Here is a 13,683-nt window from a genome sequence, read left to right on the forward strand (position 1 = left end):
TTCTGATGCTCTGGCTGCATCAATCGATTTGATTAGCCCTGTTGGCTGGCCGCTAAGGCTTGGGTGAGATCCGCCAATATATCTTCAATTCCCTCTGTACCGATGGATAGGCGAATCATTCCCGGAGAAACGCCCGCACTCGCTTGCTGCTCCTCCGACAACTGCAGATGCGTTGTGCTTGCCGGATGGATGATAAGCGACTTCGAATCGCCGACATTTGCAAGATGAGAGAACAATTCAACCGAGTTGATCACTTTTTTGCCGGCTTCAATGCCGCCTTTAATTCCGAAAGTCATAATGGCCCCCTTGCCCTTCGGCAAATATTTTTGGGCAAGGTCATAAGAAGGGTGGCTTGCAAGCCCTGGGTAATTCACCCATTCGACCGCTTCATGGGCTTCCAAAAACTCAGCTACCTTCTGCGCATTGGAGCTGTGGCGTTCCATCCGCAGATGAAGCGTTTCGAGGCCCTGGAGTAACAAGAAGGAGTTGAAAGGCGAGATTGCGGCCCCCATGTCGCGAAGCAATTGCACGCGGGCTTTGATAATGTAGGCGATCGGTCCAACCGCATCCGTATATACAACGCCGTTGTAGCTTGGATCCGGTTCCGTCAAGCCCGGGAACTTCCCGCTTGCTTTCCAGTCAAAATTCCCGCCGTCTACAATGATACCGCCGATTGATGTGCCGTGTCCGCCGATAAACTTGGTTGCCGAATGGACAACGATATCCGCGCCATGCTCGATAGGTCTGCAGAGGTAAGGGCTTGGGAACGTATTATCCACGATAAACGGAATTCCGTTCTCGTGCGCGATTGCGGCGACGGCTTCAATATCGATCACGTCGCCCTTCGGATTCCCGATGGTTTCCGCGTAAACGGCTTTCGTGCGCTCATTAATCGCGGTGCGGAAATTTTCCGGATTGGACGGATCTACGAATCTAACCGTAATGCCCAGCTTCGCAAGCGAAATCGAAAATAAATTGTAGGTGCCTCCGTACAAGCTGGTCGCGGATACGATTTCATCGCCCGCACCGGCAATATTCAGTATCGCGTATGTAATAGCCGATTGGCCAGAAGCAACCGCAAGGGCTGCCGGAGCGCCCTCCAGCTCCGCCACGCGTTTCTCAAAAACATCCGAGGTCGGGTTCATGATTCTAGAGTAGATATTGCCGAATTCCTGCAGCGCGAATAAATTTGCGGCATGATCCGTATCTCTGAATCCGTAAGATGTCGTTTGGTATATAGGCACCGCGCGCGACAACGTGGTTGGATCAATTTGCTGACCTCCGTGGACGGATAGCGTATCAAGAGAAAGCTTGCGTTGTTCTGACATTTTCTCGACTCCTTCTACTTTATGAATGTTTGATAAAATAATGGCAAGCGCTGGATTATTCGCCAGCTTCCTTCCATTCTCTCACAATTATGGACGGGCTACAATGCCATCTTGCATGGCTTGCAGCAATTTTTCGCCAATTCCCTTGACCCGCAGCAGATCGTCTACCGAAGCATATTTACCATTTTTATCTCTATCTTCAATAATAGCCTGCGCTTTTGCAGGGCCTATTCCCTTCAAAGCGTCAAGCTCCGCCGCCGTCGCGCGATTGATGTCGATCTTGCCTGTTTCATCCGCTTCCGATTCTGCTGCGGGGTCTATCGCAGCGTCTGAGGGGATCGCTTCAGTGCCTGCCGTACCCGCGTCTAATACGGCCTCTTTAGCCGGCTGCGCTGGTTTTTGGGTTGGCGCTTCGGAAATGCCAACCCTGTCAGATTTATCGTTTGCGCCAGACGTTGATTTCACTATATTCGCTTGGCGCTCGCCGGTCCCTTCGCCTGTCGCGTCCAGTGCTGATATCGCTTCTTCTACAGCCACGTTTAAAGGTGCCCAGTTTCCGGTATCGCTTCGCTTTGGCTCCATAAAAGCCGCAGCAAGCAGAACAACCGCCGTAACGATAAAGAGAGAAGCAGCTAAGAGCTGTTTGTTAGATATGCGGTTTTCAGCTGATTTCATTTCTTTTGACCCTCCCCATGCAATCGACAATTTATTTGGAAACCGGTGACATATAAAACAAGTCTTTATGAATAAGGTAAGAGAGCAACCGAAAAGATTTAAATGATTGATTTTGACTCGGGATTTGCTGCGCTTGGCCTAGTTTCAATCGCTCTTAGCTGGTCATGCACGCGCCAAACCTATAGGAGGGTTCAGCATGAATGTCGGATTTATCGGGACGGGCACGATGGGAAGCCTGCTTATTGAAGCACTGATAGCATCAGGTGCATTATCGCCAACACAAATTGCCGTAAGCAACCGCACCTTTGCAAAAGCGCAAGCTTTGGCCATCCGGTATTCCGGCATGAAAGCCGAGTTTACGAATGCTGCGGCTGCCTGCGGCTGCGATATTGTTTTTTTGTGCGTCAAGCCTTTGGAATTCAAAAAAGCGGTGGATGATATAAAACCCGTCATAAGACCGGATCAAATCGTCGTCTCCATTACAAGTCCCGTGCTCATCTCCCACCTGGAAGGCGAACTGGATTGCAAAATCGCGAAAGTGATTCCAAGCATTACGAATCATGTTTGGAGCGGAGCATCGCTGTGCATCTATGGCCAATCGGTTGATGAAGACGACAAAACGCTGCTGGAGGATTTGTTATCCCATATCAGCCAGCCGCTTCGAATAGATGAAAGCTTCACAAGAATCGTCTCCGATTTATCGAGCTGCGGCCCTGCGTTCATTTCCTTCCTGCTAGAACAATTTGTTGACGCAGCCGTCGAGGAAACAGGCATCGGACGCGAAGAAGCGCTGCGCGTAGCAAGCGCCATGCTCTTGGGCACGGGTTTGCTGTTGACCGAAGGCGGCATGACGCCTGCGGAGGTTCAGGAAAGAGTTGCCGTCCCCGGTGGAATTACGGCCAAAGCGCTTAACATGCTCCGCCGGGAGACCGATGGTGTATTTAACCAGTTGATCCGCACAACCCATGATAAGTTCAAAGAAGATTTAGCCAAGGTTTCGAGCGCCTTTATAGGCGAAGAGGTGAACGGTCAATAGCTGTTCTTCAGCTAAATCCCGTTCACCTCTTCAATTTGCTTTAATTTGCAACGATGTTCACTAGCTTGCCTTTAACCGCAATCACCTTGCGGATCGTTTTACCGGCAATCAGCTCTTGTACTTTTTCAAGTTCCTTCGCCAAGCTTTCCATTTCGGCAACGTCCATGTCTGCCGCGATGGAAACGCGGTCCGCGATTTTTCCATTCACTTGAACGACGATCTCTACCTCTTGATCGACGGTCCAAGCCTCATCGAAGGTCGGGAACGCAGCGTACGTAAGCGAATCCGTGCGCCCAAGCTTTTCCCAGAGCTCTTCCGCAATATGCGGGGCAATTGGCGAAAGCAATTGAACGAATTGCTCCATGGCCGCTTTCGGCAGCACTTCTGTTTTGTACGCTTCGTTGACAAAAATCATCAGCTGGCTGATTACGGTATTGAAGCGCAAAGCCTCATAATCCTCCGTAATTTTCTTAATGGAACGATGCCACGTACGCTTGAAAGCATCGCTTGTGTCGCCGTCTCCGATTTTGGCGTTGAGGCTGCCGTCCTCGTTGACGAACAAACGCCATACGCGGCTGAGGAAACGATAGGTTCCTTCGACTCCGTTCGTGTTCCATGGCTTCGTCGCTTCAAGCGGACCCATAAACATTTCGTACATACGCAAAGTGTCTGCCCCGAACTCATTTACGATATCGTCCGGATTTATGACATTACCGCGCGACTTGGACATTTTCTCGTTGTTGTTGCCAAGAATCATCCCTTGGTTAACCAGCTTATGGAACGGCTCTTTCGTATCAACCACGCCGATATCATAGAGCACCTTATGCCAGAAACGGGCATAGAGAAGATGCAGCACGGCATGCTCGGCTCCGCCGATGTACAAGTCAACAGGAAGCCATTCCTTCTGTTTCTCCGGCGAACATAGCTGTTCATTGTTCTTTGGATCGATAAAACGCAAATAGTACCAGCAGCTTCCAGCCCATTGCGGCATCGTATTCGTCTCGCGGCGAGCCTTCATGCCGGTCTCGGGGTCAATCGTGTTTACCCAATCCGTAACCACTGCAAGCGGGGATTCACCCGTGCCTGATGGTTTAATCGCATCGACATCAGGCAGCAAGAGCGGCAGCTGGTCCTCCGGAACGGTCTTCATCGTGCCGTCTTCCAAGTGGATAATCGGAATCGGCTCGCCCCAATAGCGTTGACGGCTGAACAGCCAATCGCGCAGGCGATACGTAATTTTGCCTTTGCCTTTGCCGGACGCATCCAAATGCTCGATCATTTTGGCGATTGCTTCCTCATTCGTCAAACCGTCCAGGAAATCGGAATTGATATGTTTGCCGTCTCCGGCGTAAGCTTCCTTCGCGATGTCGCCGCCTTGCACGACTTCTACGATCGGCAGATCAAATTGCTTTGCGAACTCCCAGTCACGCGCATCGTGGCCCGGCACCGCCATAATCGCGCCTGTGCCGTAACCGGCTAATACGTAATCCGCAATCCAGATAGGCGTTTTTACGCCGTTTACCGGATTAATGGCATAAGCGCCGGTGAATACGCCTGATTTGTCCTTCGCCAAATCGGTCCGCTCCAGGTCGCTTTTGCGCGCAGCAGCCTCTTGATAAGCTTCAACCGCCGCCTTTTGCCCCTCGGAAACGATCTTCGCTACCAGCTCATGCTCCGGGGCCAACACGCAGTAGGTCGCGCCGAACAAAGTATCCGGACGAGTGGTGAACACCACCAATGAAGAGTCATGTCCGTCAATCTCGAACGTAACCTCCGCACCCTTCGATTTGCCGATCCAGTTCCGCTGCATATCCTTAATGCTCTCTGACCAGTCCAGCTCTTCCAAATCATCCAATAGACGATCGGCATATTCGGTAATTTTCAAAATCCATTGGCGCATCGGCTTTCGGACAACCGGGTGGTTGCCGCGCTCGCTGAGGCCGTTAATGACCTCTTCGTTTGCAAGCACCGTTCCGAGCGCCTCGCACCAGTTAACGGATACCTCGGCCACATAAGCTAGACCGCGGTTATACAATTGAATGAAAATCCATTGCGTCCATTTGTAGTATTCCGGATCCGTCGTGCTAATCTCGCGGTCCCAATCGTAGGAGAACCCGAGCGATTTGATTTGTCTGCGGAAATTATCGATATTTTTGAATGTGATGTCGCGCGGATGCTGGCCGGTATCAAGCGCATGCTGCTCTGCCGGCAAGCCGAATGCATCCCAACCCATCGGATGAAGCACGTTGTAGCCCTTCATTCTCTTGTAGCGGGACACGATATCCGTAGCCGTATAGCCCTCCGGATGGCCGACATGCAAACCTGCGCCTGACGGGTAAGGAAACATATCCAACGCGTAAAACTTCGGCTTCCCTGCGTCCTCCGTCGTTTGGAATGTCTTGTTCTTATCCCAGAATTGCTGCCATTTCGGTTCGACAACAAGCGGATTATAGCCGTGAAATTGCTGTTCTTGACTCATTTGATGATATCCTCCTAAGTAAATGTGCTGTATGCCGCCAGCTGCATAAAAACATAAAACCTCCCGCCCCTAGCGATAATCGCTAGGGACGAGAGGTTGTTCTCCCGTGGTACCACCCTAGTTAGCGGCAGGCATGCTTTGCCTAACGCTCACTTGTCGCCCTTATCGCAGGCCAAACGGTGCTCATCTCCATACGATAAGCCTATCGCAGGATCTTTCGCACAGCTCCAAGGCGAGCTTCATTTCGCAGCAGGTCCGGCTTCCACCCTAAACACCGGCTCTCTAAGCCTTGCCATCGAAATTACTGTTCCTCTTCAACGCTCCATATGCATAAAAATGGTTAGTTTCGATTATAAAGATCAAGCGGTTCGGTGTCAAGAGATCCGTCCCCGCTAGATGCGCGATGCTCCGCCCTGGCGGCCCATCGTCACGATTCTTACGAGAAGCGCGAGCAGCAGGCTGTGTATGGCAATGCCAACGAGCGCATTACCAAATCCCGTAATAACGATGAGCAGCCAGAGTGCAAACGGCGGAAGCTGAATTAAAAACAACAAGCCCAGCACCAATATGAGCTGTCCGTCATTTACTTGTGACTTCATTTTATTTCTTAGAAGCAGCGTCACAAGCAAAACCAAGCCCAGGCCGATAGACCATTTGCTCCAAAACTGTACCGCATTTTGCTCGGATCCGCTCTCCGTATCCATGAAGGCATAGCTAAACCCCAAACCGTTCAAGTATAAAATGCCTGTGATAATCGATAATGTTCCTACGAGCACAATCAGCCCTTTTCTCCCCATTCGGCTTCATTCCTCTCAAATCAGCTTAGTTTCCCCTACTTTGAAAGTACATGAAATCCGCTGGGAAAGCGTCGGAATAGTCGGGGCATCCTCCTATACGAATGCTATCCAAATATTGTTGCGCTTAACCTTCATTTGATTTGCTTTTATTCCCTTATCTCGGAGGGCAAATATTTATTTGCGCCTGCGCCCCAGCCAATTATTCCAAAAATCACGGTGACGACCGCCAGCATCGCCAGTGAAACAGTCCAATTATGGGTTCGGTCATGAATAAAACCGAATAAAAGAGGTCCGGCAGCGGCAAGCAAATAGCCAATGGACTGCGCCAAGCCTGACAGCTGCGCCGATTGCTCCGTACTGCGTGTCCGAAGCACGAAGAACATAACGGCCAGGCTAAAGCCCGATCCCCCGGCTATTCCAAGCAAGATCATGCAAACCGGAATCAGCGCAGAGCTTCCTATTAACAACCCTAGATATCCAATCAACAGAAGCGCTGCCGTTAATACGGCAAGCCCGCGCTGACTGGCTTGCTTTCCCGCGATCACAGGAATGATAAAGGTCGCGGGCAAGCTTACGAATTGAAGCATCGACAGCATCCAGCCTGCATCCGCGTGACTCATGCCTCGATCAAATAAGATTTCAGGCAGCCATGAAATATTGACATAAAAGCAAAACGATTGCAGACCCATAAACAAAGTGACCTGCCACACCAAAGCAGTGCCCAGCATGTTTGGCCTTTTCACTCTGTCCCCTGTTTTTTTCGATTGCCTAATTCGGGTGACCGGACGCGTTTGCGGCAGCCACGATACAGTCGCAATGAGCGCAATCAACGACCAGAAAGCGAGCATCCCTTGCCAACCGAAGCCAAGCTGCTCCGCGATCGGAATGCTGAAACCGGAGGCTAGGGCTGCCCCTAAATTCATAACGACCGAATATAAACCCGTCATCATGCCGACAGAGGTTGGGAAATCCCGTTTGATCAAGCTCGGCAGCAGGACATTTGCCGCCGCAATCGCCATGCCAAGCAGTACGGTTCCTGCAAATAATGCCGATGCGAATGGAAGCGAGCGGATGACGATCGCGCCCGTCAGGATAACCATGGCAAGAAATAAGGTATTTTCCATGCTGATTCGCTGCGCGAAGCGCGGAGCCAACGGTGAAACGAGCGCGAAAGCGAGCAGCGGCAACGTCGTCAGCAATCCAGTCATGGCGCTCGATAACCCGAAAGCAGCTTGAATATCCGAGACGATCGGCCCTACGGCCGTAATCGAGGCCCGTAAATTAGCGGCGATCAGCAGGATGCCAAGCAGAAGCAGCCACGAGCCTGTTAATGCAACCGGACGCGCGGACGCCGCGGATGTCCCTTTTACGTTATTCATTTTCACTAAATAATCCTTCTTTCTCATGCTGTTCATTCTATGCTGTTAAGCTTTCATTTAACGGCCTGTAATATTCGATACGCGATACCAGTATTCATACTGTGCGGAGTAGCCGATCTTGTCATACAAGGCATTTGCCGGTTTATTATTTTTGACGACAAGCAAATACCCCTCCGCCGCCCCTTGTTCCTTCCCCCATTGCAGCAAATGCAATACAAGCTGCTCGCCAAAGCCCCTATTCCGTTTGCTTGGATCCGTAATTATATCATAAAGCCCCACCCAACCATCCTCGATGACTGCATATCCGCATGCAACCGGTATGCCGTTTTCATGAAGGAGCGCGAAGCATTTTTGCAGCGGCGATTGCAAAAGCATTTTACGGGTAGCGGTCCGATGCTCGTCCGTCAATTTGCTAAAAATCGTTAGGGCATCCAGCCAGCTTTCTGAGAGCTCGTTCTCGAGCCATACATCCGCAAAACTAGGTGTCTGGACGTCGGTTAAATGTATGGTCTTTACGATCGTTTCATCGACCAGTTCATAACCGCGCAAGGCCAGCTCCTCGTCAAGCCCTGCAGGTTGGCTGAACGGCGTGATTTTAAAAACCGTACGAAGGTTTTGACCTGCATACCGTTCCTCGCATTCGCGAATTTTTGCGTCCAGCTCTAAGGTATGTCCGTACAGCGGATTAACCGAGTTGGACCGCTTGGTATATCCCTCCGCAAAACGCAGCAGCCACCCGTCATATACGACCGTTTGCAGAGCAGGCCAGCCATTCAAGCTCATTTCTTCTATCCGTAAATGCAAAAGCCGGTTTATCGGCATGATATGATGCTGGTCATGCCAAATAAAATCCTTTAAATACTGCGGCGTCTGGAACAGATGCCCGTCCGCGTCCTCATAATCGCCTTCGTACCGCTCATCCGAAAACCGGCCTATCGCGAGAATGATCCGTTCACGGCTATGTATGGCTTGAGCTGCCAACTCTATCCTCGAGGTGTTCTTTCCGTAGTCTTTCGCCATTTCGTTAAACTCATCATAGTCCAGGTGCTTAACGGTAAGCGGCAGGCCCGCTTCCACTTTTGCGATCGCCTCTTCGTAAAAACAATCGTCCCACTGCTTAATATGGGCGACAACCTCGCGTACCGACCATTTCCCTGGCGCGACGCTCTGATTCCAAAAACGATCATCATATTTCCCCAGATCGGCAGCAAAGGCCATCCATTCCCTGAACCTTTGCAGAAGCTGCTCTTTTTCAGTAGCCATTCTTGTTCCCACTCTCTTTAAGGAAGTAAACGTATTTGTTGCTTTCCTTTCATCATAATAGATGCTTCGTTTTCGGGCGAGAGGATTTTTCGAACGAACAACAAGAAAAAAGCTGCTCTATGAGCAGCCGGCAATATCTATAATCCGCGCGTGTGCCTACTGCAAGCCGAAGCGTTCAAGCTGCTCCAGCTGGCTCGACCGCCGCAATATCTCGCCCTGCTTCGGGCCATGCAAATCGAAATGGGGATACTCGGATCGGGCATGAATATAACGGGGGTTGAGGCCGTTATCCAGACACCAGCGCGAGAGCTTCTCCAAATCGGAGCAGCCAACCTTTGTCACGGTCCGCATGTTCGGAAACCTGGGGTCGAGCCAGTAATGCGTAAGAAATGCAATTTCTCCGCGCGCAACTGCTGCCTTCCAGTCATCCATCTCTTTTCTTTTTATGCCGAATGCCATCTTACACGCTCCTTAACGCTTAGAATTACAAAGCTCGTCATATAGGACCGCTCAAAGAATCATTACGCAAAAATGTTTTTGACTCTGCCTACCTGGCCATCGGCGAGCCTTACTTTGATACCGTGGGGATGCTTGGGAGCATTCGTGAGAATATCTTTTACGACGCCCCGTGTAAGCTTGCCGGTGCGTTGGTCCTGTTTCAATACGATATCTACCTGCAGGCCCGGCCTTATTGCCGAGCGCTCTGTTCCATTCATCATTACCATTCCTCTGCTGCTCATAATATTGGCTTCTAGCATAGCATATGCAAAGTAAAGATGCACAATATAAGGACAGCTGTTATACTTAACATCAAACGATGTTTACGAAAAGAGGAAATGTATTAATGTCTAACGCATTTAATGCTTTGGGTATCATTCCCAAGCTTAGCGAACTGCTTCACCATGATGGTATTACCGAACCGACTCCGGTTCAAAAGCAAGCAATCCCTCTCCTGCTAAATGGACAGGACGTCATTGCGCAAGCACAAACGGGCACCGGCAAAACGATTGCTTTTGCGCTGCCTATTTTGCAACGAATTAACATAGAAAAAGAACAAGTACAGGCCCTCATTCTAACGCCGACTAGGGAGCTTGCTATACAAATAACGAGCGAGCTAAAAAAACTCGTTCCTGCTGTGGGCGTTAGCGTGCTCGCCGCTTACGGCGGTCAAGATGTCGATGCTCAAATCCGCAAGCTGCAGCGTTCCCCGCATATCGTAGTTGCTACGCCGGGCCGCCTGATCGATCATATGAAGCGCGAAACGGTCAGCCTGGGCAAGCTGCAAATGCTTGTTCTCGATGAAGCCGACCAAATGCTTCACATGGGATTCCTGCCAGATGTGGAGAGCATCATTTCGCAAACGCCGAAAGCGCGCCAAACCATGCTGTTCTCCGCGACGATGCCTGATGCCATTCGTAAGCTGGCAGCGGATTACATGAAAACGCCTGTGGATATCCGCGTTCGGAGCACGAACGTGACACTGGACAGCATTACGCAGATCGTCTACGAGACGACGGACCGAAGCAAGCAGCAAACGCTTGTTCATTTGCTGGAGCGCCATCAGCCGTATCTAGCGGTTATTTTTTGCCGGACGAAGGTTCGCGCCAAAAAATTGAATAAAGAGCTCCAAGAAATCGGCATTGAATCGGATGAGCTGCACGGCGATTTGACGCAAGCCAAGCGCGAGCAGGTCATGAAGCGATTTAGAGACGCCCGCTTGCAGGTGCTTGTCGCAACTGACGTTGCGGCTCGCGGACTCGATGTGGAAGGCGTCACGCATGTGTATAACTACGACGTTCCGCAGGACGGCGAGCTTTATATCCATCGCATAGGCAGAACCGGCCGCGCCGGTCAGGAAGGTGCCGCGATTACGCTCGCAACGCCTTATGACAAAAACCACCTTCTGCTCATCGAGCAGAGCATTAACGCCAAGCTTACGCGTCGGGCCATTGACAGCGAAGGCAATGAAACTTCCGTCCGGGCGCAATCCGGTGGCGATCGTCCTGAGAAAAGCCGGGGAGCAGCCGGCAGGACCGGAACACGCAGCGCAAGCGGCAAGCCTGCAGAAGGCGGCCGTCGCGGACGGGACCGCTCCAGTCAACCCGATCGCAATGCCAAGCCAGGCGGACGCAGAGGCCAGCGCGAGAGCTTCCGTCCTGCTGCATCCGGCAAACGCACTGGAAGAACAGCTGATGTACGGGGTGAGGTTGCCGAAACGGCCGGTGTCACTTCCGGTTGGTCTGCCCGCCGCGGGGAGCGCTTCGATAATGACGGAGCGGCGCGCGGCGACGATCGCACAAGCACCCGCAGCAGCGCGCCACGCGGCGGCGAACGATCTGCAAATCGCGGCGGCGCAGCCCGCGGCGGTGAACGCACCGAAAGCCGCGGCGGCGCAAACCGCAGCAGCGGCTTTGGAAGCCCGCGCGGCGCTGAGCACGCTGCCGGACGTGCTCCTTCGACGGTCGACAGCCCGTGGGAAGCCGCTCGCAATGATGCCAAAGCAAGCAATAACCGCGGCGCTGTCCGCGGCAAAGCCCAAGCAGGCGGCCGCGGAGGCCAACGCGGCAACTCTTCAGCAGGCGGGCGCAGCAGTGCCCCTTCCAGCGGACGCAGCAGTACGCGTGGCGGAAGTTCTTCCAACAAGCCGCGCGGCGGGCGCAATCGTTAACTCTTAATAAAAGTGGTTCTAGCAGAATGTTAATCATCCTGCCGGAACCACTTTTTTTTGATGCAAGACATTTCCCCTTCCCTAACATTTGGCGGAACGGCAGTCGTCACGGTCTTCTGCTCAAATTAACGGAGCAAATGCCTAATATTCAGTAACTCCGAGACAAACGTCCAATCGATACGGGACATTTTTCATATACTGCAATATACCGAACGATGGGAGATTAAGCTCGATCCGAATCGCCCGGGGGTCGGAAATTTCATAATAGGAGGAATTGGCATGTCCGGTGTACATGGAGGTTTTACGTCAGTAGGCGTAATTTTGGTATTGTTCATTCTTCTGGTAATCATATCTAGATCCGTTCTTGTCTAAAACCACGTGAAACCATACTAAAAACCGTCTGAGCGTATGCCCAGACGGTTTTTTGCGGTTAACGCCAGGCGTATTCCCGCAGCGCCTTGGCGACGCCGTCCTCGCTGTTCGAATAAGCGACCGCATTTGCAGCCCGCTTAACCTCTTCCGGAGAATTGCCCATCGCAATGCCCATACCTGCAAATTGCAGCATGGTTATATCGTTATAATAATTGCCGATCGCCAAAATGCGGCTGCGTTCGATGCCTCTGATTTCCGCAAGCTGCTGCAGCGCCCTTCCCTTATTGGCTTCCAAATGGTGAACATCGATAAAATAATCACCGCTGCGTATGGAATGAAGCTGCTTGGGCCACCCCGCCCATTCAGCCTGCACGATATCCATCTTTTCTTTGCTTCCGAACACTGTGAATTTCACAAGCCCATTTGGCAATCCGAGCCGAAAATCTTGAACTAAAGGCTTGGCTTGATAATGTCCATACATAACCTCCGCTTCAGGAGTCATGCTCTCAACCATCATCTCAAACGCCGTGTTCAAATCAAAGTGAATGCCATTATCGCGGCAATAGCTTACGAAGCCGAGCAAATGCTCCGGAATCATTGCAAACTCATGTACGATGGAACGATCGTTCGAATTAATAGTGGCTGCCCCATTATGCGTAATTACGGTACCGCTAAGCCCAAGCTCCTTGAGTATGGGAAGCGCACCGGATGGTCCCCTGCCCGTGCATAAAACAATTTGGGCGCCTCGGCTAGCAGCCTCATTTACCGAATCCAGAATCGCCTCCGTGAGCACGTGGTCATCCGTCAACAGTGTTCCGTCTACATCTAAAGCAATTAGGTCATATTGCAAGCTCATAACCGCTCCACTCCTATCCCTATCTCTTTCTCTCTTTCTATCTGGTTATTATACAGGCTCTTGTTATTAAATAGAATTACTCAGCCGATTTCCTATGGGAACGCAGGAGCTCGACTTCCTCTTTGGATAATTCCCGGTAAGAGCCCTCAGCAAGCAATTCATCCAGCTTAAGCGGCCCCATCGAAACTCTTTTCAAATGGACGACCTGCTTGCCGACTGCTTCAAACATTCTTTTTACTTGGTGAAACTTACCTTCCATGATCGTAAGCGATATGCTTGAATAGATCCCGTCATCCCGCTGCTCGCGGCTGCTAATATGAAGCTCGGCCGGCATCGTAACGTAACCGTCATCCAATGTCACTCCGGATTTGAAAAACTGCTTGTCTTCTTCTGCTACATCCCCTGACACCAGTGCCTCGTATGTTTTAGCCACATGCTTGCGCGGAGACAACAGCTCATGCGCCAGTTGTCCGTCATTCGTGAGCAGCAGCAGGCCGACCGTATCTTTGTCGAGCCTCCCGACTGGAAACGGATCACGAAGCCGGTCCTGCGGCTCAAGCAAATCGATAACCGTACGCTCGCGCCCGTCCTCCGTTGCCGAAATAACGCCTTGCGGCTTGTTCATCATAAAATATACGACTTCCCTGTAAACAACAGGAACACCGTCAAAAGTAACCTCTGCCGCTTCCGGATCGACAACGAGCCCGCTGTCCTTAATAACCCGGCCGTCTACCTCAACCATCCCAAGCTTCACCGCTCTTTTAATTTCACTGCGCGTGCCATGCCCCATATGCGCGAGCAGCTTGTCTACCCGTAATTTTTTGCCCATG

General features: G+C 51.5%; 13 protein-coding genes and 1 other annotated feature. Of the genes, 3 read left to right on the plus strand and 10 right to left on the minus strand.

What is annotated here, in order from left to right; all coding sequences use genetic code 11:
- Positions 1–32: 32 nt before the first annotated feature.
- Entirely contained in the window at positions 33–1,328 is a 1,296-nt protein-coding gene (locus ACN6MW_RS01460) for a homocysteine synthase (RefSeq protein ID WP_419873908.1), read from the minus strand.
- 87 nt (positions 1,329–1,415) lie between these two features.
- Positions 1,416–2,003 (minus strand): ComEA family DNA-binding protein, encoded by a 588-nt coding sequence (locus tag ACN6MW_RS01465; RefSeq protein WP_419873909.1) that lies wholly within the window; start codon positions 2,001–2,003, stop codon positions 1,416–1,418.
- A gap of 196 nt (positions 2,004–2,199) precedes the next feature.
- Between ACN6MW_RS01465 and comER the strand changes: the two genes are divergently transcribed.
- Positions 2,200–3,039 carry a late competence protein ComER gene (comER, locus tag ACN6MW_RS01470; RefSeq protein ID WP_419873910.1) on the plus strand — a complete coding sequence of 280 codons (840 nt, stop codon included), beginning with the start codon at positions 2,200–2,202 and terminating at the stop codon, positions 3,037–3,039.
- Between the two features lie 40 nt (positions 3,040–3,079).
- Here the strand turns inward: comER and leuS are convergent, their stop codons facing one another.
- From leuS to ACN6MW_RS01500, 6 genes are all read right to left on the minus strand, one after another.
- Positions 3,080–5,518 carry a leucine--tRNA ligase gene (gene leuS / locus ACN6MW_RS01475; RefSeq protein ID WP_364149310.1) on the minus strand — a complete coding sequence of 813 codons (2,439 nt, stop codon included), beginning with the start codon at positions 5,516–5,518 and terminating at the stop codon, positions 3,080–3,082.
- Positions 5,519–5,599: 81 nt separating this feature from the next.
- Positions 5,600–5,845: a binding site (T-box leader), on the minus strand.
- Positions 5,846–5,910: 65 nt separating this feature from the next.
- The gene (locus ACN6MW_RS01480) at positions 5,911–6,315 is read right to left on the minus strand and encodes a hypothetical protein (RefSeq protein WP_419873911.1); all 405 of its coding nucleotides are present in this window, start codon (positions 6,313–6,315) and stop codon (positions 5,911–5,913) included.
- A 146-nt stretch (positions 6,316–6,461) separates the two neighbouring features.
- Positions 6,462–7,694 (minus strand): CynX/NimT family MFS transporter, encoded by a 1,233-nt coding sequence (locus ACN6MW_RS01485; protein ID WP_419876242.1) that lies wholly within the window; start codon positions 7,692–7,694, stop codon positions 6,462–6,464.
- A gap of 57 nt (positions 7,695–7,751) precedes the next feature.
- Positions 7,752–8,957 carry a GNAT family N-acetyltransferase gene (locus ACN6MW_RS01490; RefSeq protein WP_419873912.1) on the minus strand — a complete coding sequence of 402 codons (1,206 nt, stop codon included), beginning with the start codon at positions 8,955–8,957 and terminating at the stop codon, positions 7,752–7,754.
- Between the two features lie 156 nt (positions 8,958–9,113).
- A complete protein-coding gene (locus tag ACN6MW_RS01495; protein ID WP_419873913.1) occupies positions 9,114–9,416 on the minus strand; it encodes a hypothetical protein in 303 nt (100 codons plus the stop codon).
- A 62-nt stretch (positions 9,417–9,478) separates the two neighbouring features.
- Positions 9,479–9,673, minus strand: coding sequence for a YwbE family protein (locus ACN6MW_RS01500; protein WP_364149775.1), 195 nt, complete (start codon positions 9,671–9,673; stop codon positions 9,479–9,481).
- A 128-nt stretch (positions 9,674–9,801) separates the two neighbouring features.
- On the opposite strand from ACN6MW_RS01500, the gene ACN6MW_RS01505 reads away from it, so the two are divergent.
- Both ACN6MW_RS01505 and ACN6MW_RS01510 read left to right on the plus strand, forming a co-directional pair.
- The gene (locus tag ACN6MW_RS01505) at positions 9,802–11,625 is read left to right on the plus strand and encodes a DEAD/DEAH box helicase (RefSeq protein ID WP_419873914.1); all 1,824 of its coding nucleotides are present in this window, start codon (positions 9,802–9,804) and stop codon (positions 11,623–11,625) included.
- Between the two features lie 279 nt (positions 11,626–11,904).
- Complete coding sequence (locus ACN6MW_RS01510; protein ID WP_419873915.1) at positions 11,905–11,997, plus strand: YjcZ family sporulation protein; 93 nt, start codon at positions 11,905–11,907, stop codon at positions 11,995–11,997.
- Positions 11,998–12,055: 58 nt separating this feature from the next.
- On the opposite strand, the gene ACN6MW_RS01515 is transcribed toward ACN6MW_RS01510, so the two are convergent.
- On the minus strand, positions 12,056–12,853 hold the full coding sequence (locus ACN6MW_RS01515) for a Cof-type HAD-IIB family hydrolase (protein WP_364149321.1): 798 nt from the start codon (positions 12,851–12,853) through the stop codon (positions 12,056–12,058).
- A 76-nt stretch (positions 12,854–12,929) separates the two neighbouring features.
- Positions 12,930–13,682, minus strand: coding sequence for a pseudouridine synthase (locus tag ACN6MW_RS01520; RefSeq protein WP_419873916.1), 753 nt, complete (start codon positions 13,680–13,682; stop codon positions 12,930–12,932).
- Position 13,683: the final 1 nt, after the last annotated feature.

The sequence above is a fragment of the Pristimantibacillus sp. PTI5 genome (assembly GCF_048572955.1).
Lineage (GTDB): Bacteria > Bacillota > Bacilli > Paenibacillales > Paenibacillaceae > Pristimantibacillus.